18 protein-coding genes and 1 tRNA gene are annotated in these 19,393 nt (G+C 36.7%); 11 read left to right on the plus strand and 8 right to left on the minus strand.

Annotation, left to right across the window (positions count from 1 at the left end):
• Positions 1-14: 14 nt before the first annotated feature.
• From ABIB40_RS00695 to ABIB40_RS00705, 3 genes are all read left to right on the plus strand, one after another.
• Positions 15-551 carry an iron-sulfur cluster co-chaperone HscB C-terminal domain-containing protein gene (locus tag ABIB40_RS00695; protein WP_354354931.1) on the plus strand — a complete coding sequence of 179 codons (537 nt, stop codon included), beginning with the start codon at positions 15-17 and terminating at the stop codon, positions 549-551.
• A gap of 8 nt (positions 552-559) precedes the next feature.
• Positions 560-853 carry a DUF3817 domain-containing protein gene (locus ABIB40_RS00700; RefSeq protein WP_354354933.1) on the plus strand — a complete coding sequence of 98 codons (294 nt, stop codon included), beginning with the start codon at positions 560-562 and terminating at the stop codon, positions 851-853.
• An 84-nt stretch (positions 854-937) separates the two neighbouring features.
• A tRNA-Leu gene (locus ABIB40_RS00705) sits at positions 938-1,017 on the plus strand.
• Between the two features lie 445 nt (positions 1,018-1,462).
• Here the strand turns inward: ABIB40_RS00705 and ABIB40_RS00710 are convergent.
• The 5 genes from ABIB40_RS00710 to ABIB40_RS00730 form a co-directional block, all read right to left on the minus strand.
• Positions 1,463-1,921 (minus strand): Fur family transcriptional regulator, encoded by a 459-nt coding sequence (locus tag ABIB40_RS00710; RefSeq protein ID WP_354354935.1) that lies wholly within the window; start codon positions 1,919-1,921, stop codon positions 1,463-1,465.
• Positions 1,922-2,183: 262 nt separating this feature from the next.
• Positions 2,184-3,008 (minus strand): prolipoprotein diacylglyceryl transferase, encoded by an 825-nt coding sequence (gene lgt, locus ABIB40_RS00715; RefSeq protein WP_354354937.1) that lies wholly within the window; start codon positions 3,006-3,008, stop codon positions 2,184-2,186.
• A 92-nt stretch (positions 3,009-3,100) separates the two neighbouring features.
• The gene (locus ABIB40_RS00720; protein ID WP_354354939.1) at positions 3,101-3,796 is read right to left on the minus strand and encodes an ABC transporter ATP-binding protein; all 696 of its coding nucleotides are present in this window, start codon (positions 3,794-3,796) and stop codon (positions 3,101-3,103) included.
• Between the two features lie 258 nt (positions 3,797-4,054).
• Complete coding sequence (locus ABIB40_RS00725) at positions 4,055-4,408, minus strand: hypothetical protein (protein ID WP_354354941.1); 354 nt, start codon at positions 4,406-4,408, stop codon at positions 4,055-4,057.
• 99 nt (positions 4,409-4,507) lie between these two features.
• Complete coding sequence (locus ABIB40_RS00730; protein WP_354354943.1) at positions 4,508-5,719, minus strand: GTP-binding protein; 1,212 nt, start codon at positions 5,717-5,719, stop codon at positions 4,508-4,510.
• 150 nt (positions 5,720-5,869) lie between these two features.
• Between ABIB40_RS00730 and ABIB40_RS00735 the strand changes: the two genes are divergently transcribed.
• The 5 genes from ABIB40_RS00735 (at position 5,870) to ABIB40_RS00755 (ending at position 12,229) form a co-directional block, all read left to right on the plus strand.
• Positions 5,870-6,577, plus strand: a complete 708-nt coding sequence (locus ABIB40_RS00735; protein ID WP_354354945.1) for a ZIP family metal transporter — start codon at positions 5,870-5,872, stop codon at positions 6,575-6,577.
• A gap of 228 nt (positions 6,578-6,805) precedes the next feature.
• Positions 6,806-9,139, plus strand: coding sequence for a TonB-dependent receptor (locus ABIB40_RS00740; RefSeq protein WP_354354947.1), 2,334 nt, complete (start codon positions 6,806-6,808; stop codon positions 9,137-9,139).
• Positions 9,140-9,174: 35 nt separating this feature from the next.
• On the plus strand, positions 9,175-9,816 hold the full coding sequence (locus ABIB40_RS00745) for a hypothetical protein (RefSeq protein ID WP_354354949.1): 642 nt from the start codon (positions 9,175-9,177) through the stop codon (positions 9,814-9,816).
• 18 nt (positions 9,817-9,834) lie between these two features.
• The gene (locus tag ABIB40_RS00750) at positions 9,835-10,563 is read left to right on the plus strand and encodes an outer membrane beta-barrel protein (RefSeq protein WP_354354951.1); all 729 of its coding nucleotides are present in this window, start codon (positions 9,835-9,837) and stop codon (positions 10,561-10,563) included.
• A gap of 601 nt (positions 10,564-11,164) precedes the next feature.
• Positions 11,165-12,229 (plus strand): glycoside hydrolase family 43 protein, encoded by a 1,065-nt coding sequence (locus tag ABIB40_RS00755; RefSeq protein ID WP_354354953.1) that lies wholly within the window; start codon positions 11,165-11,167, stop codon positions 12,227-12,229.
• Positions 12,230-13,411: 1,182 nt separating this feature from the next.
• Here the strand turns inward: ABIB40_RS00755 and ABIB40_RS00760 are convergent.
• Both ABIB40_RS00760 and ABIB40_RS00765 read right to left on the minus strand, forming a co-directional pair.
• Positions 13,412-14,461: a nucleoid-associated protein gene (locus ABIB40_RS00760; RefSeq protein ID WP_354354954.1), complete on the minus strand. Its 1,050-nt coding sequence runs from the start codon at positions 14,459-14,461 to the stop codon at positions 13,412-13,414.
• 80 nt (positions 14,462-14,541) lie between these two features.
• Entirely contained in the window at positions 14,542-15,027 is a 486-nt protein-coding gene (locus ABIB40_RS00765) for a hypothetical protein (protein ID WP_354354956.1), read from the minus strand.
• Between the two features lie 650 nt (positions 15,028-15,677).
• Here ABIB40_RS00765 and ABIB40_RS00770 point away from each other — a divergent pair.
• Genes ABIB40_RS00770 through ABIB40_RS00780 form a run of 3 tightly spaced genes read left to right on the plus strand, consistent with a single transcriptional unit; the run spans position 15,678 to position 17,729 of the window.
• A complete protein-coding gene (locus ABIB40_RS00770) occupies positions 15,678-16,235 on the plus strand; it encodes a TetR/AcrR family transcriptional regulator (RefSeq protein ID WP_354354958.1) in 558 nt (185 codons plus the stop codon).
• A 58-nt stretch (positions 16,236-16,293) separates the two neighbouring features.
• Positions 16,294-16,827 carry a RidA family protein gene (locus tag ABIB40_RS00775; RefSeq protein WP_354354960.1) on the plus strand — a complete coding sequence of 178 codons (534 nt, stop codon included), beginning with the start codon at positions 16,294-16,296 and terminating at the stop codon, positions 16,825-16,827.
• Positions 16,824-17,729, plus strand: coding sequence for an NAD(P)/FAD-dependent oxidoreductase (locus tag ABIB40_RS00780; RefSeq protein ID WP_354354962.1), 906 nt, complete (start codon positions 16,824-16,826; stop codon positions 17,727-17,729). Before ABIB40_RS00775 ends, ABIB40_RS00780 begins: the two co-directional genes overlap by 4 nt.
• Before the next feature lie 219 nt (positions 17,730-17,948).
• On the opposite strand, the gene ABIB40_RS00785 is transcribed toward ABIB40_RS00780, so the two are convergent.
• Complete coding sequence (locus tag ABIB40_RS00785; protein WP_354354964.1) at positions 17,949-19,139, minus strand: multidrug effflux MFS transporter; 1,191 nt, start codon at positions 19,137-19,139, stop codon at positions 17,949-17,951.
• Positions 19,140-19,393 lie beyond the last annotated feature (254 nt).

Consider the following 19,393-nt stretch of genomic DNA (forward strand, 5'->3'; position numbering starts at 1 on the left):
TTTATTAAGAGCAAATGACTGATAAAAAACAACAACCTAATTATTTTGAGTTCTACGAGCTTCCTGTAAAATTTCACCCAGAACTTTCAAAAGTAAAAGCTAAATTTTACGCGCTAAGTAAAAAATACCATCCCGATTTTTACGCAAATGAATCTGCTGAAAAGCAAGAAGAAGTATTACAAAAATCGACAGAAAACAATAAAGCTTATAAAATACTGAGTAATGACAAACGTTTGGTAAAATATGTGCTAGAGTTGAAGAAGGTATTGACAGAAGGAGAGCAATATGTGCTAAGTCAGGAGTTTTTAATGGATATGATGGACGTGAACGAGATGTTGATGGACTTGGAGCTTGATGAAGATGCGGAGAAATTGTTGGAGTTGAAAAAAGAAGTTAGAGGTATTTCCTCTAAATTGAACGAATCGCTTATAAAGCTAACTGTTTTACATGACGATAAAGATGAGGATGACGTAGCATTATTGCGACAGATTAAAGATGTTTATTACCGCCAAAAATATGTTTGGCGCTTGCAAGAACGATTAAAAGATTAAAACAAATTATGGGAAATGCGATCACAATTTTTAGAAAAGTAGCCGTTGCAGAAGGCATTTCTTATTTGCTGTTGTTGTTTGTAGCCATGCCGTTGAAATACTTCGCAGGGATGCCTTTAGCGGTAAAGTATACTGGTTGGGCTCACGGCTTGCTCTTTGTGCTATATGCAGCATTATTGGTAATGGCCTGGCAAGAACAGAAATGGAAATTTGGAAAAGCTGTATTGATATTTCTTGCATCTTTGCTTCCATTTATGCCTTTTGTAGTGGATAAAAAGCTAAAAGATGAGCGCCCAAAATAAGGTTTTTGTTGACTGACAATTATTTTGAGAATTTGTTGCAAAATATCCTTTTCTTGGCTACATTTGCAACCCGCACAATCAAATGCCCAGCTGGCGGAACTGGTAGACGCGTCGGTCTCAAACACCGATAGGAAACTGTGCCGGTTCGATTCCGGCGCTGGGTACGGAATGGGAAAGACGTTTTTTAAGACGTTCTTTCCCGTTTTTGTTTCCTTTCAAAATGCTATTAGCTAAGAAGATAAGCTCGGCACCTTTATTTAGTCTTGGGGTTCGATAACTCGTTCCGTCAAAACTCAGTTTTTCTCTGAATATCGAACCCAATATCTTTGTTTGGTCAATACATCTGCTTTACTATAAAAGGATTCTAGGCTTGAAAGTGCTTATATTGCGTTAGAGAGCATGTTCTCTACACTCACGGTGTTCGATTTTTTACCTTCAACTCCGATAATGATGCTTCAAGCTTTTTAACCTTATCCTCGCAATTTTTTTTCATTACGGAGATTGTTGGCGTAACCAAGCTGGTGCCACCCCGATGTAAATGGCTCTCCTTCCTAGCTCTTCTCATCTCATACGTGACATTTAATAGTCTCCAATAATTATTAAAAACCCTTAATTATTTTTTTTCTTCAAATAATCAGTGGCCTTTTCATTACAACTGTTACAAATTCCATAAACGATAAGGTTGATGCTTTGCGAAGAATACCCAATAGGTAAATTAACGATTGGAATTTTTAATTCGTCTAAACAATACACAGTTAAACAAGCGGTACAATTAAAATGCACATGTTCATCTTGATGTTTGTGACTATGAGAAGATGATGAACAAAATGCATAATTAGCAGTTCCATTTAAATCTAAAACCTTATGGAGAATACCTTTCTCTTCGAAAGTTGATAAAGTTCTATAAAGCGTTACCCTATCTACTCCTTTGCCCAATATTTTTTCCAAATCGGGTTGTGAAATTGCCTCCCGTTTTGATTTGAGTATCCCCAAAACGGTCAATCGGGTACTTGTTTTCTTTAAATGGTTTCTTTCCAATAAATCCCCGAAATCTTCTAAATCTGCCATTTTTATTTTTCCTGAACGACAAATTTACGTTTTTAGCAGCAAATAATAGAACGCGGTAAATAGCCTAAGATTTAAGACATGATACAGAAAACGATAGACTATGCTCGCAATAGATTTAGCTGTTACATTTTTTAACTTTCCGTTAAAAAACTTTAAAGAGATTTTAGGGCACTCCTGCATCAAATCTATATTTCCATTTTGCAGTTGTTCTTTACTACGGTTATGTTGCTCGTTTGAATAACGTGTTGGCAAAAAATATTTTTTATTGCTTAAAATTAGAAACTCGATTTTTTCGATAAAGCCAAATAACAACTGTCAAGCCGAAAAGAATAAAAGGAATGCTGAGCAATTGCCCCATATTTAGCGACATAGAGTTTTCGAAAGCGACTTGGTTTTCTTTAAAGAATTCTACAAGAAAGCGAACAACAAAAATTGACGTTATGCAACATCCGAAAGTTATTCCAGTGGGCGTCTTATTAATTACAAAAAAATACAAGGCCAAAAATATTAAAAGATAACATAGGCCCTCATAAATCTGTGTTGGATGTCTCGGCAGCTGATCCACCTGCTCGAAAATAAAAGCCCAGCTCACCGAGGTGGGTTTGCCAATAATCTCAGAGTTCATCAGGTTTCCCATACGAATAAAGAAGCCGGCAAGCGGCACTACCAACGCAACTTGATCCAATACAAACCAAAGATTAACTTTATATTTCCTACTAAACAAAATTAAGCTAATTAATATTCCTATACCGCCACCATGGCTTGCCAAACCCCGGAAGCCTAGAAATTTAAAATTTGGCGAGAACTGCACGGGTAATATAATTTCTAGCGGATGTTTTGAAAAATAAGCAAAATCGTAAAAGAAACAATGGCCCAATCTGGCACCGATTAATGTACCTAAAAAGACATAAATTGTCAACTTATCCAGCATTTCCAAATTCAATGTATTGCAGATAAACTGCGTTCGCAAGACCAAATAACTGGATAAGAAAGCGAGCATAAAAAGGAGAGAATAATAACGAAGTGCATAGAAGCCAAGGTCGAATAGATTTTCGTTAGGATTCCAATGAATGAACTCAAGTATCATAATAAATTATTAATTTTTAAAGTGTAGAAAAAAGCAGCGTTATCAGACTCGAGCACTCAGTAAAAACCAAATGTTTCCTTAACAATATCCAATCAAATGATATTATAATATAGTTTTAGCAAGTCATTTGAGTTGATGTCTGCTGCAGAGATTTCCTCAATAAGAGACCCATGATGCATAATTCCTATGCGTGCTTTTAGGTTCGATGCATTAAATATATCTTTGGTAGCCATCAGCACAGTTTTTCCTCGATCTGCAAAACTTTTTATCAGATCAAAAAACTCGGCGGCCTCTTCGTTGTCGAGCCAACCAGTTGGATCGTCCATAAGCAATATCTTTGCGTTTCGGGCTAACGCAATCGCAAGGCCCATTTTCTGATTTACGGCTATTGAAGCGCAATTGATTTTTTGATAACGCATATAGGGCGATAAGCCAGCCTCAGTCAAAAAGTTTTCCACCTGTTTGGCGGTGTAAGAAAACCCAGCGAGCTTTGAAAAGAAGTCTACATTTTCAAAACAGGTAAGGTCTTTACACAACATCATAAACTGAGGAATGTAAGCAAGAATCCCTTTAAAGGAAGGATTGTTAGGAAGTATTTTTTCGCCATCGATGCGCGCCTCTCCAGAAGTTGCTTGCACAAAACCAGTAAAAAGATTGAGCAAGGTAGTTTTTCCCGCGCCCTTTTTCCCCAAAAGGCAGTATATTTCTCCTGCGTTCACAAAAAGATTTAATGGATTAAGTACTAGATGATTGTTGTATTTTTTGGTAAGTTCTATGGCTTCTAACATAATAATATGTTTAAAAATCGATGTAAACCCACATTCGCAACCTTTTGTAAAAGGTTAATCTTGTTTTAATTCGTATTTACAGTCGAGGTCGAAATAACACACAGTCAATCGTGAAATTTTACTACTTTAAAATAATGATGCAAAGAAGCTAAAAATTATTTTTCGGCTGAGTGTAAATCGCTAAAAAAAATGGTTAATTTTTCATCGTCGATTAGAGATGGCGGATGCTTTATCTATGTTAAAGCATACATTGATCGGCTATATTAAGGGCGGACTTTTGCCGTAAAAAAGTAGACGCTTTTTGGATAGATATAATTGCACAGTATTAACATACTTAACAATATACTCAACCCTGTGTGGACTGGAGATAACCGAAGGAGTATTGTAAAAGAGCCTTGCTTCTTTTGTAAGCATGTATTGGCAAATAGCACATTGCTTGCTATTAATCTTAAAATTTAAACCAGAATTGTAATGTTTAGTCAGCTTTTCTGTCTGAGGTTGTTCCTCATGGTAATGAAAAGCCTCTATAAATGGTATTGCGCTAAAAACGAGCGCTAAAAACCAAACGAAAACCCTGCTTATAAGTGTAATGCTATTCCTTCTTCCACTCATTTACAACAAAGTTGCAATATTATTTTTGAACTTCAGCATTTTTTATGATAAAAGATGAAATTTTTGGATCAAAAATTAGTTACAAATACATCTTACCGATCAAATGAACTTTATAGATTCTTGAAAGTTTTCGCCATTCTTATATTTCACGAGTTCTTCTGTGCTAAGTAAACAGGCTTTCAGATTTTTTTCAAGCTTTTCTACCTCCAAATTCTGCCCAATAAATACAAGTTCGTTCAACCTATCGTCAAAATCTGCCGACCACTTTCTTGCCAGATACTCTTTATTCTCTTGATAATCTAAATATTTCATGCGCTCTACTTCTGGCATGCTTCCCCACCAAACCCCTGCGCTTTCGAGCCTAGATGAGCCACCAGCCTGCGAAAAATTAAATGCTTGATCTGGCTTATCGGCAGTCCAGAACAGCCCCTTAGATCTGATGATGTTGTTTGGAAAATCGTGACTCAAAAAATCCATAAACCTTTGTGGATGAAAAGGCCTTGGGTCTCTAAAAACAGTGGAACCTATGCCGTATTCTTCTGTTTCGGGCGTATGTTCCTCGTTTAGCTCTTTAATCCAACCAGCGGCATTGCTTGCCTTATCAAAATCGAACAGCTTTGTGTTTAAAATGCTTTTCAAATCTACTACCGAAAACAAACTCTCTATAATCCTTGCCTCAGGATTCAGCTTTTTTATTAGCGCTTTAAGCAAAGCCAAGTCCTTGGCATTTGATAAATCAATTTTGTTCAGCACAATTACGTTCGCAAACTCAATTTGATCTGTCAATAAGTTTACAATGGTTCGTTTATCCGCATAATCATCTGTCAAATTTCTGTCAGCCAATAATTCCGCAGTCCCAAAATCTTTAAAAAAGTTGAAAGCATCTACAACGGTTACCATGGTATCCACGTAGCTAAATTTAGAAAGGTCGATTCCGTTTTCTTCATCCAAAAAACTAAAAGTTTGCGCAACAGGAATAGGTTCAGAAATGCCAGTACTTTCTATCAATAAGTAATCGAAACGATTTTCTTTAGCAAGCTTCTCTACTTCTAACATCAAATCTTCCCGCAAGGTGCAGCAAATACAGCCATTGTTCATTTCAACCAATTTTTCTTCCGTCCTAGAAAGAATCCCCTGCTCTTTTACCAATTGAGCATCAATATTTACTTCGCTCATATCGTTTACAATAACAGCTACTTTTAAACCTTCTTTATTGTGTAAAATATGGTTTAACAGGGTAGTTTTGCCGCTGCCTAAAAATCCGCTCAAAACTGTAACAGGTAATTTCTTCATCTTGATAATTTTCTCCAAAGATACGATATAAAAATATTAATGCAACATAGTTGCATAAAATATTTACTTTTGTAAATGGTTTTCTGATAAACCTTAAAGAGCGTAATTGAACGACAATTTTGTGTTGACCAGTTTCGCTAATTTGTGTATGAGTAAAAAAGGATTAACATGAGTTTGCTAATTATATTTTTATTATTGGGTAGTGCGCTCTTAGGAGGATTATCTGTTTTTGTGTTTAAGAAAAACCAACACAATAACCTGAAACTTATATTGGCTTTTAGTGGGGCTTATATTTTTTCCATTACCATTTTGCATATACTGCCAGATGTTTACCAGAGCAATGTGCCAAATGTTGGACTGTTTATTTTAGGTGGATTCATCTTCCAGGTTTTGTTAGAACAGTTTTCTTCGGGTTTAGAACATGGCCATATAAAAAATAATACGGAGAAGGAGGTTTTTTCTTTGGGCATAATGCTTAGCCTCTCTTTACATGCTTTTTTAGAGGGTATGCCATTAAGCGCCAACAGTAGTTCTGAACTGGTTTATGGTATTGCTTTGCATCACATTCCTGTTGCGTTTGCTTTAGGAAGTGTTCTTTTAAGCAAAGGTGTTAGTAACCAAAACACTGTTTTACTTTTGATAGCATTTGCTTGTATGTCTCCACTCGGCTACCTCTTTAGTTTTGAGTTAAACCGTGGCATAGTTGGACTGCATAATTTTTATCCTTATGCTTTGGGAATGGCCATTGGCATTTTGCTCCACATTTCTACCACCATCCTATTCGAATCAAGCCCAGATCATAGATTTTCTAGAAAAAAAACCATGGTTGTTTTATTGGGAGTAGGCATCGCTTTGTTAAATTATTTTTTAAAGTAGAGTAACCGCTATGTCAGGAACGACCTATTTTAAAAGCCTTAAAATGGGATATTTCATGTTTCCCATCTCCATTAGCTTCCGTTACTAACTTTTACATGATTCCAACAAACACCAATCGTTAAAAAAGTTTTGTAAAAAACATCATACAAACCGAAATTTTGATATGTTTTAAAACAAATGCAATTGTATTGCGTTTATTTTTTGCACCTTTGTTGCAACAACTACCGTATGATCAAATTTTTTTTAGGTTCAGTTCTCTTTATTTTTTTTCTTTCTTTTTACGCCTCTGCCCAGGTAACAAAAGACGAATCAAACTTTACGCTAAGTGGAGTTGTGGTTGATGCTACAAACAAAAGTCCGCTTTTTTTGGTTAGCGTAGCCACTAAAGGAAGTGGCAACGGCATCCAAACCGACAACAAAGGAAAATATGAGTTTACCGTGCCTAGCGGGAAAATAAACGTTGTGGCAGAATACATTGGTTACAAACTATTAGATACTACCATCTTTGTCTCTAAAAACACCACGTTAAACCTTCAGCTCAAACCATCAGTTCAAATGTTGAAGGATGTAAAAATAAGTACTGCCAAATTAGAACAAAAGGCTATTGCCACGCAAAGCTTAACGGTAATACAAGGCGCTGCCTTAGACAGAACTAGAGGATTAAGCCTTGGCGATGCATTAAAATCTATAACCGGCGTTACCACTTTTCAAACTGGTCCGTCGATTTCAAAACCGATTATCCACGGGTTGACAGGAAACCGCGTTTTAATTATGAACAATGGTGTTAGATTAGAAGCGCAGCAATGGGGTGCAGAGCATGCGCCAGAAATAGACCCATTTATCGCAAACAAACTAGAGGTAGTTAAGGGAGCGGCCGGAATTAGGTACGGCTCTGATGCAATGGCTGGAGTAATTCTTGTAAAACCAAAGGCATTGCCAACTAAAACAAACACAATAAATGGCGAAGTAAATGCAGTGGGCATGAGTAATAGCTATCTCGGTGCTTTTTCTGGAATGTTGGAAGGTGCTCTAGGTAAAAAACTTACCGGTTTTAGTTACCGTTTGCAAGGAAGCTTAAAAAGAGCTGGCAATACCCGAACACCAGATTATCTACTGGGAAATACCGGTCTAAGCGAAGATGATTTTTCGGCGGCGGCGCAGTATTACCACAAAAATTTTGGCGTCGAAAGTTTTTATAGCAACTTCCACACGCAACTAGGTATTTTGGCTGGAACCGAGGTGGGTTCTATTGCAGATTTACAAATGCGATTGAACGAAAGTAAGCCCCAATTTCCTGTAAACTTTAGTTATAAAATAGATCGCCCATATCAGCTAGCCAACCACGCTACCTTTAAACTTAGAGGTTTCTATAATTTTAACGATGGAACTAAGCTAGAGGCACAGTTTGCTACACAATCTAACAAACGCTCGGAATATAACCTGCTGTCTTTCTCTCCCAATAACGACCCAGCTTTATTCTTAAATGTAAAGTCTACTACGGCAGACATTAATTATACCCACAAACAATTTGGTGGATTTTCTGGATCCCTAGGCGTAAGCGGTTTGCACCAAGGAAACATCAGAAAATTTGGCTACCTCATTCCAAACTTTGTAGATTACGATGGCGGTGCATACCTTTTAGAAAAATACCGACATCAAAAATTATTGTTGGAAGCAGGTATACGCTATGACTACCGTTGGTTGCGAGCCTTTAAATTTAACGAAAACATAGCGAAAATAGAGGCTGAAACTACCAACTACCATAGCAGCAGCGCAACTTTGGGCGCGGCTTATGACTTAACGGACAATTTAAAAATAAGCGCAAACTATGGTTCAGCTTTTAGAGCGCCAACCGTTAACGAACTTTATTCGAATGGCGTTCATCAAACCTTAATTTCTTACGAGGTTGGTAATCCAAATCTTCAAACAGAAAGAGCAAATAATTTTAGTTTAGATTTAAATTATGCATCTCATTGTGTTCAGTTTGCTTTAGAAGCATACAACAATTCTATTAACAATTTCATCTTTCTTCAACCGTCGGGCCAATACATAAGGGTACAAAGTGGATCTCTACTGCGATTTAACTATACTCAAGCTAACGTATATTTTAGGGGAATTGATTTTAACCTTACCATTAATCCTGTCGATTCTTTAGACTTCAACTCTAAATCATCGTTAATTTATGCCTATAATAAAACCCAAAAAGACTACTTAATCTATACTCCGCCAGGTCGATTTCAGAACGGTTTAACCTATCATTTTGGAGATATCGGCCCATTAAAGACGTTTCAACTTGGAGCAGAATACATTTACGTAGCAAAACAAAACAAAGTTCCGGCAGGCCAAGATTATGCCGCGCCTCCGCCTGCTTATGGTCTGGTAAATGCACATTTAGCATTTAAACTTAACATTGGTCGCACTGTGGGCGACATCGATTTCTCTGCAAACAACCTGGCCGATAAAGCCTACAGAGATTATTTAGATCGGTTTAGGTATTTCGCAGACGAGGCAGGACGAAACTTCATCCTAAGACTGAAAATCCCTTTTAACATCAAATCATAACAAATAAATAATTCACAAATTAAATCTTAAAAATCATGTTTACATTAAAAAGAACCGTTTATGTGCTGTTAGGTTCAGCGCTATTTTATGGTGGTTGTAGCTCAAAATCAGAAGAAGCTGTTGCCCCAACAATCTCAAATGAAGCCTTGACTTCTATCAGCTTAAATCTAACAAATAGGGCAGACGTTTCAGACAAAGCGACGTGCAAATACGTTTATCATTTAAACAACAATGGAGAGATTACCTCTACCGATTCAACCTCACTTAAGTTGAAGCCAAATGCTGTTTATGATATGCAAATTGTTATGCTAGACACCACGCAGACTCCTGTTTTTAATGTATCCAACGAGGTAAAGGAGCGTTCTAACTATCACTTATTTTTCTTCCAACCTAGCCCTGTGTCCGCTGCAAATCTAGCCTTCGGTACCACTAGTGCAAGTATTCCCGGAACAGACGCGAGCGCTACCGGCCCGTATTTAAACTTAACGGTAGTTAGAGCAGATAAAGACACAAATTCACCTGCACTTCAAGTAGGTCTTCAAAATGTGTTTACGACTGGCGCCGCAAGTTCTGGAAAATTAAAAGTGATACTAAGACATCAACCAAACGCCAAAAACGGAACATTCGCGCCAGGTTCTACGGATTTAGAAGCAAATTTTCCTGTTACCATTCAATAACTTTATACTCTCATTACAATGAAAAAAATTTCAATTTTAGGCGCATTGCTTACTGTAATTTCGGTAAGCGTGCAAGCACAAACAAGAAGTTACATCGGCCTTTTCGGAGGTGCGTCAATTCCAACGGGACAGTTTTCTAACAAAGATTATGGTGCGATTTACCACGAGAACAACAAAGCTGGCTACGCCAAAACCGGTCCTGTTTTCGGACTAGATGGCGCATATTATTTCCATAAAAACATCGCCATTGGTGGTCTTATTTCGTACCAAGACCAAGGTCAGTTGAGTAAAGCCGATGTAGAAAACCTCTCTAACGGTTATACTGATGCCTTTGCTGTAGGCGAATCTACAGTGACTTCTTCTGAGCGATATAGCAACTTGACAGCACTCTTAGGCCCACAATATTCGCTTATATTCGATAAACTAACAGTAGACGTACGATTGGAAGCGGGTTTAATAAAAAGCTTTAAGACACCAGAATTAAAGATTGTGCTTGAAGATCCACAAGATCCTGCTCAAACGTTTTATCAACGGAGCTCTAAATCAACCGCTTTTGCTTATGGCGCTAGTGTAGGTTTGAGATATGCTTTAGGAGCACATTTCGGTGTAGGTTTGAAAGGTAATTTTGTACATTCAGAAGGCTTTGAAGTAAAAAATGAAAACAGGCGCGTAAATGCCGGTAGATTGGTTACAAAACAACCGGTTTCTTATGTGCAAATCACAATTGGTGTAAACTATAATTTTTAGAGGATTCTAGAAGTAAAGGGCGAATGCGCATTGTCCGTTCTGATTTATCGAGAAAGCAATCTTCTAGCAAGAAATCAAAAACTGGAGATTGGCAATCGATTTCAGAAAATGAGCCGGCAGAAGCCATATACTTAATAAAGCCCTGCTGTTTGCTGTAGCCGCTCGTTCCTTGCGGGCTGCTGCTACCATCAGGTTTAGAAACCTGGGGCAGGACTTAATAATTCTAGACTAATGATATTTAGTTTTTGATTGGAAGGAGAGTTTTTAAGTAAACTTAATTCTTCTTGGATTGGTTGAAAATCATCTCTGCAAAGATGCTAAAACCGTTAAAAATTCAGCCTCAGAAACTAGATTTGTTCATGATTACAGCCGAAACCCAAAAAGGTGGAAAATTTAAGGAGGTTGGCTACCTCCTTTTTCTGCTGACAGAATAGCGGATATTTAGTTGCCCGTCATAAATAGGTTTTGGGTCTAACTTATGCTGATGCTTTTTCCTTTTTTATCGCAGCCTAAGAGAAGTATTTATAGATGTAGGGAAAGAAATCAACCATAGTTATTTTTTTATAAGTTGTATATTAACCCGCTCAAGTAAAAACCGTTTATGTATAGATCATTTCATCTGATTACATTAATCATATTAGTCGCTCAAACCGGAAGCGCACAACCAAAAGCAACATATAATAAAAATGTTGCTAAAACTGATAGTGTATGGATGCTCACCTATTTTCGACAACGCTATCCAACTCGAATTGAGATCAATGCAAAAGGAGAAACCATTGAGGTGGCACTACCAAATCCAATGCTCGAAGCCAAACTCCATATCGCATTATCTACCGACGGTCGACATTGGACGGCTTTAAATGACAATAAGCCTGTTTGGGATCAGTTTATGAGAGATCAGTTTATTCATCGTGGAGCAGATGGTCTTTGGCGATTAATAGCGACTGGTGGAGAAAGCGACCCCGAAAAAAAGAAGCAACTAGGCCCAAGTGTAACTTATGCAACCTCAAAGGATTTAATACATTGGAAGTTGGATAAATACATCTATCTGATGAAGGGGGTAAAAGATGAGACCGGTGCCTTAGTTAATAATATATGGGCCCCGGAATTTTTCTACGATAAAAACACAAAAAAATACACAATTTTTTGGTCTTCAACATTTAAAGATGCAGGATGGAAGGAAAGCCGCCTTTGGTACTGTACAACTACCGACTGGGAAAACTTCAGCACGGCGAAAGTAATGTTTGCGCCGCCATATTCTGTAATTGATGGTACTTTGGCTAAGCACAACGGAATTTATTACCTGTTTCATAAAGAGGAAGAATTTGGGGTTAAAACCGGTGAACGAAGAGGAATTAGAGTTACAACATCTAAAAATATAATAGGTCCTTACAAAAATTTTGAGGGAACTTTAAACAAAGGTCAAATTACCCCAACAATTACAGAAGGCCCAAGCGTAATGAAAGACCCTATTAAAAAGGGATGGCTGCTACTTTATGATTATCCTATGGTTGATAAATATGGGATTTCGTCTTCGGCAAATCTTATTGATTGGAGCCTGGAGAAAGATGTGTCAATGCCTGATGATGCTAGACACGGGAGTGTTTCTAGGATAACAAATGCAGAGGCAAAAGCATTGAAAGAAGCATTTCCATCTGCTAACTAATTTCGATAAAATTGTTACACAACCAGTTTAGCCCGGGCGACCTTTTAAGGCTTTCTCGGAATGCCATGTTTTTTTATGTCTGCTAATATTTATCAAAAGAACTAGAAAATGATTTTTATTAACAAAAGCAGCCAATTTCATACGCTTTTATTTTCCTTAAAAAGATTCAGATAATCTATCTGGCGACTACTTTAGTAACACTTACAAGCGAAATGAAGACAAACAAACCTAAAACTATACAATCATAATTGTTATTAAGATTATTTTTAAAACGGTTGGATATTCTTCCCGTCGCCATATTTTAAAACGCCGATTCTAAGCGATTAAGCGCACTAAAATTTCCAAATCTTCCAAAAAGGTTTTGGAAATCTTTAGAGTTGAGAGTACCCCGCCGGGGTTAGCTCTAATTTTAGTGCTAACTCCGGTTTTTTTATGCCAAAACATATTGTTAATCTGATAGATAAATAGCTGCTTGGTTGATTTTATCGGTTCGGCTTTTGTTCTTTACAATGGACCATTTTTCTGGAAAAATCGAACCTATCATATAATGTTTATCATGAACATAACCGTGAGAATATAATTCAACTGGGTTTTAAGAGCCTGTTTAAATTTTACAATTTTATTTCTCTAGTCGGGCTTCAACCTATCCCAAAACGCCCTCTACTTCACCCAACGCTGTCCTATCCGGACGGGAGTTCTACTTTTTTCTTGACAAAAAAGTAGCAAAAACTCAAGGCTGGCACTTCTTTGGGTAAAAATTCGCCAAGCCGCTTAATATCGATTATTCGAGGCCTTTCCCCTAGCTTTTCCCTGCGCGCGGCTGCGAATCCTCTTCGCACCAGTAACACGATAAGTCTCTGCAAGCAGCTTTAGGCGTTTTTTCCTCCAAACAGTTGCGAGGCCGATTCCACCGAGCTGGCTACAGCAATCTTTTTTATCAAAATTTAAACAGGCTCTAAGCCTTTTTACTTCTTTTTGCGTAATTTAATTTTAAACATTACATGTTGCTTTTAAATTCTTCAACTCAGCTTCGAGTTTAACAATTTTTTCTTCGCATTTTGATTTCATAATTTTTTTTCTTCGATATTAACAGAATCAAGTAAGGTCCTGATTTTGGTTAACAAGTTTGTTGCAATAACCATTGCCCTTGAAGATTCATTAGATTTTTAAAAGGTTGAGCGATTAAGCTTCATTTTCGTAATATATTTTGTAAAACTTTCGTCCGTTTTCGTCAACTCCCTGTTCAATCAATTCCCTTTTACCATGTATGTAAATGTGAAAGTTTTTGTCGAGCTTTAGAATGTTTTTAAATGCTCTTGCCTGCTTCTTTACGGCTTGTGCAGATATTTCGAAATTATCTGAAAGTTCTACCTCATTTTCTTGTCGGTAAGTCTTGTCAAATTTTCGGAATGATTCAATAACATTGGCGCTGGCAAGAACTTCTGTTTCAAACTCCTGCTTGTCGAATGTTTCGTTCTTCTTGAAATAATCAACTGAGCGGTTGAGGAAATCAATTTGGTCTGCTTTTGATACTTCAATATCTTCTGCAAGCTGATTGGTTACAAATTGTTTGGTAATGCCTAAAAATTGGTTGGTTTGATGAAAGTTTGTCTTTCTATTTTTCACATTTAAAAAGAAATCTACCCAATATCGGGCGTCGTTGGATTTATTTGATTTATCAACTATGCATATTTTAAACCCGCTTTCCTTTTCAGCATTAAAAATTAAACATCCTTTATCAAGTTTATCTACATTTATTCCATCATCATACCCCAATGAAAATTCTTTTGAGTCTTTGCTTAATTTTAAAAAATCTTGTCTGTTTTCTGACTTAAAAAGTCCTAAAGCCTTTACCAATTCTCCGTCAATACTAATGTTATCAAAAGTTGCTACAAATAAATCTCCTGACTTTATTTGGGGATGCAAAGCTATTTCATAAAGATGCTTTGCAATACTTTCGCTTTTTGTTTTGAAGTCTTTTCTCTCTGAAAAGATACTACTAGCGTATTGATATAATGGATTTAACGTGAAATCTTCATCGGAAAATGTAAAGGAGTAGCAATCTTCAATATCTTTGAAAGGATGTAGGAAGTATTTTATTAATAGTTCTTTTAATCGTCCATCTTCCGTATCAAGTAATGAAGCTGCCAATATAAATCCTTCATCATTTGTTTGATTGCCAACTTGGTGAGCAACAATGTCAACTATATTGCAATTAGTAAAATCTAACATATTTTTAAATTATAACTTTTTTTCCCAAAGGGTTTTAATTCAATTATGGTCTTCGTAATCAAATCATTCGTTGAGATTTTTTATATTGATGGAAGACAGTTTTCGCTCTTCACAAACTTTAAGCTTCCATCATAATTGATGTTTTTTGGGTCGCTGAAATACTGCTTATTGCCGTCCATCTTAATCTCACCTGTCCCTTCTACAAAGCCGCTACTCACTTTTTTAAAACTTCCTTCTCTAACAGAAGTGGTACCTTCTCCATTAGCCGAAAAATTAATGTTTAAAATCCCATTATTGTAGACACCCTCAAAACTTCCTTTAGAGTCGTCTTTTTCATAAAAATTATAAAAAAGTGTGCCTTCAACCTTGTCTCCATTAACGGCCGTTATTGTTAATTGAAAGGTATCTCTCTTAACAATATCTTGGTAACAGCCTATTATCGAAGCTTGGCTTATTTCCTTACCACTTTCTGTCTTTTTAGATTTTTTATCGGTTTCTCCGTTTTGGCAAGCAGCAACAAAAACTGAAGCGATTAATACCAACAATTTACTCTGTCTACTATTCATATCTGATTTTTTTAGCCTTCCTTTACAAAAACTGCTCCATAATTTAAATAGAAATCTCATCTTTATTGCTTTTGCGTTAAGTGCTGTTTCAGCTTTAATAATGATTGCTGAAGAATTTCATAGTCTACATTTTGGACAGTTGTTTTATGGTCTATGGCCAAAAAAGCAGCCATAGCGGCAGACTCTCAAATATCATAAATACCCGGTCCATCCGTAAAGAACCAAAGGCAGTATGCGGATTAGAAAGGCAAACCGGAACCAATAAATTGGTGTATTCTTTGCTTTTCCGTATGATAGCATCAATAAGAAATCCATAAGTTTTTGGTGCTTTTACACCAATGCTACCTTCATTCTGAACAAATCCCTCTGGGTTACGTAGCGTTGCGTATTGTGGGAATCTAGTGCATAAGAACCCATACCAACCGAATGTTGCACTTGTTTTTTACATAAGTATCTGGAAGCATCAGCCATAATTCATCTCGATAAAATCGGTACTGAAAGGACCATGATTGTTTGTGTCAGTTTTACGGTTTGGTACAGGATTAAACTTATTATGCAAAGCGAGGAATTTGCGTTAATGGAAAGAAATTCAAAGGTTTTATCATTGTATGTCTCAAATTTGAGAAATATTTATAACTTTGCTTAATCTTATGATACCAGCAACAAAAGAACGCATTATAGAATCAGCTATCAAGGTCTTCAATGACGACCTGTCCGCACCACTCCAAAAGATAGCAGACAATGCCGATGTGACGCGAAGAACGTTGCATCGATACTTCAAAGACCGTAACGAACTCGTAACTGTTTGTGAAAGAGCGATGGAAGTAAGTTGCAAGAAAGCAATGATAGCTGCCATTCAAAGCAGTGATCATGCACTTACACAGCTAGAAAGTATGCTATACGCCGGTATTGATTGTGGTGCCAAATATTCTTTTTTTTATAAACTGCACCAAAGAAAAGAGCATAATCATAACAACCAGAACAAAAACTGTGCAGACTACGATTACATCTATCGTCACTTTAACCATATTATAGTCGAGCTACAGCAAAATGGGAAAGTCAATACCGATATGTCAACGGAATGGATACAGATTTTACATTCGGGTATTGTTCAGAGTACGGTAAATGCCCAAGAAACTACGAGCAAAAGCGATAAGGAGATCAAGGAATTGGCTTGGACTTCCTATATGAAGGCAATCGCACCTTAAAAAAATTTGGCTAAGAATGTCTCAATTTTGAGACAAAATATAAATCAAGATAGACTTTATGAAAACAAAAATGAGATTGACAACATTAAAACTGCTGTTTCTTGCTGCACTTTTTGTGGCATCGACCAGTTGCAACCAAAAAGCAGATAGCGTGGTCGAAACTAAAGATCAAGCCGAGTCGGGGATTTTGCCATCAGAAAAGCCAGACTATTTTCTGCTACATCCAAAACTAGAAAAAATGTATGGTTTTTCTCAAGCTGTTCGGATTGGAAATACGGTTAAAATATCGGGTACGGTAAGTATAGATGAAGATGGGAAAACACTAGGGAAAGGTAATCTTCTACAACAAATGAAGAACATCTATGTTGATTTGGGTACAATTTTAAATCATTACCACTGTACCTTTGACGACGTAATGGTTGAAAACCTATTTACCACTAATATGAAAGAATTGCAAAAGAACGCTGCATTCCGTCACGAAATCTACAAAAACCATTTTCCAACAGGCAGTTGGATAGGAGTAAAGGAATTGGGTCTTCCAGAGATGATGATTGAGATAGAAATTGAAGCATTAATTCCTGAAAAAGGATGAAAAACAAAAATTTTGATGTGATTATAATTGGCGGCAGTTATGCCGGACTTTCTGCGGCAATGGCATTAGGCCGTTCACTGCGAAACGTTTTAATTATTGACAGCGGCTTATCTTGCAATAGACAAACACCTTATTCTCATAATTTTATTACACAAGATGGCGAAAAGCCAAGTGAGATAACAGCAAAATCCAAGGCGCAGGTTTTGAATTACGGTACTGTAAATTTTCTTGAAGATATTGCTGTGAGCGGTAAAAGAGAGGAAAATGGTTTTTCAATTAAAAGTAAATCAGGAAAAGAATTTTTTGCTAAAAAATTAATTTTCGCTACAGGAATAAAAGATATAATGCCTGATATAAAAGGTTTTGCAGAATGTTGGGGAATCTCAATGGTACATTGCCCTTACTGCCATGGGTATGAGTTGCGCAATCGAAAAACAGGGATTATGGCAAATGGGGAACGTGCTTTTCATCTTGCATCGTTAGTCAGTAACCTTACCAATGACATTACAATTTTAACTTCTGGAAAAGCAGATTTTAAGCCCGAGCAAGTACTGAAGCTAAGGAATCACAATATAAAAATTATTGAATCCGAAATTACTGAAATAAAACATCATAACGGATATGTAGAAAATGTAATTTTTAGGGACGGAAATACGATAGATTTTGAAGGAATCTATGCAGCTCTTCCTTTCACACAACATTCCAAGATTCCTTTTTCGTTAGGTTGTGAATTAACAGATCAAGGATATATTTCTGTGGATGGATTTCAAAAAACAACTTTAGAAGGTGTTTATGCCTGTGGAGATAATTCGACAATGATGCGCTCGGTCGCCAATGCAGTTGCTAATGGAAACCTTGTAGGTGCAATGGTAAACCACGAGCTTACCGAAGCACAATTTTAACAAGGCCCTAAAACACGGTATGGTAGAAGTTTTTTCTGATTGTTCTTTTTGAGATTAGATGTAGCCTAGACAATAGAATATATATAAAGTTTCTTTCTGCGACAAATAAAAGGCGAGAATTTTAAGTTTTAGAATCGACAATTTATCATCTACAAAAAATGAATATTATATTTTTGTAATTTAGTATTCGCTTAACTTTTCTTTATTGCTGTGGAAAAGTTAGCCTTTCTCCGTATTTCTAGCAGTGAAAAATAACATCATTGCACCCAAAATGGTTGCAGTAGTCATTATTATTGGCATTGGCAGTACAGAACTGCTTGGAAACGAGCTTACCACCATAGATGCCAAAGCTCCTAAACCCATTTGTACCGCGCCCATTAAGGCAGATGCACTACCGGCATTTTTATCAAATGGGGCAAGTGCCAAGGCAGCAGCGTTTGGATTAATAAAACCTAGGCCTATTAAGTAGAGGCTTAAGAAAACCAGGGTGTTGCTTAGATTAAGCCATCCTTCAAAAGCAAATAACAAAAAGATTATGCTTGCCAAAACTTGTAATACAATAGCATAGTTGATGATTTTCTTGCTATCGTACCATCTTAAAATTAAACTGTTTAACTGACTAGAGCCAATAAACATAACGGATAAACCTGCAAATATCCAACCGTAGTCAGTTTGTGAAACTCCGTATAACTCCATAAATACAATTGGCGAAGAAGCCACGTACACAAATAATCCAGAAAATACCAAGGCACCTAAACCTGCATAAATTGCAAATTGTTTTTCGTTAATTACCGCTATAAAATTTTTGATGATTGGTATTGGCTTTAAAGAATAGGAAGGGTCGGGAACAAAAATATCTGGTATGAAAAAATAAGATAGTGCTAATGTTATGATGGCCATTAAGCTTAAAAAAATAAAAACCGACTGCCAGCCAAAAGCGCTAATTAGGTAACCGCCAGCGGTTGGGGCCAGCATTGGCGAAAGTGCTATAACCAACATTAAAGATGCGAATACCTTAGGGCGTTGATTGGGTTCAAATAAATCTCTTACCAGTGCAATAGCTGCAACTGCCGCAGCGCAACTACCAACGGCCTGAATAAATCTAAACAGAATTAACTGATGGATGTCTACTGACATAAAACAAGCCGCAGATGCAAACAGATAAAGTGCGATTCCGAAATACAAAGGTTTTTTACGCCCAAATTTATCAAGCAATGGTCCGTACAATAGCTGCCCGACAGAAATTCCAATAAAATAACCAGACAATGTTAAGGCAACCTCGTTTACCGTAGTATGTAATCCTAGAGCAATAACCTTAAAGCCCGGTAGGTACATATCAATAGAAAACGGCCCTAAAGCCGCCAACATTCCCAGTACGAAAATGAGGAAAGTGTTTGATTTTTTTTTCATAAAGCGCTTGATCCGCAAAGATGATTATCTTTTCTAAATAATCATTTATGATTGCTTCAATTTTATAAACTACCCGCGAATATTAATTTGATTACATGTTGCCGACGAGATCGAGACTTGAAATCGAAAAAAATACGATTAAATAATGTAGACTGTCAATTATTTGGGGCTTAATTTTTAAGATTCATAAAACCATTTTATTTTTTTTAGAACACTAAATTTTAAAGCAATATTAGTGTAATTATAACATTCAC

This window comes from Pedobacter sp. UYP30 (assembly GCF_040547165.1).
Taxonomy (GTDB): domain Bacteria; phylum Bacteroidota; class Bacteroidia; order Sphingobacteriales; family Sphingobacteriaceae; genus Pedobacter.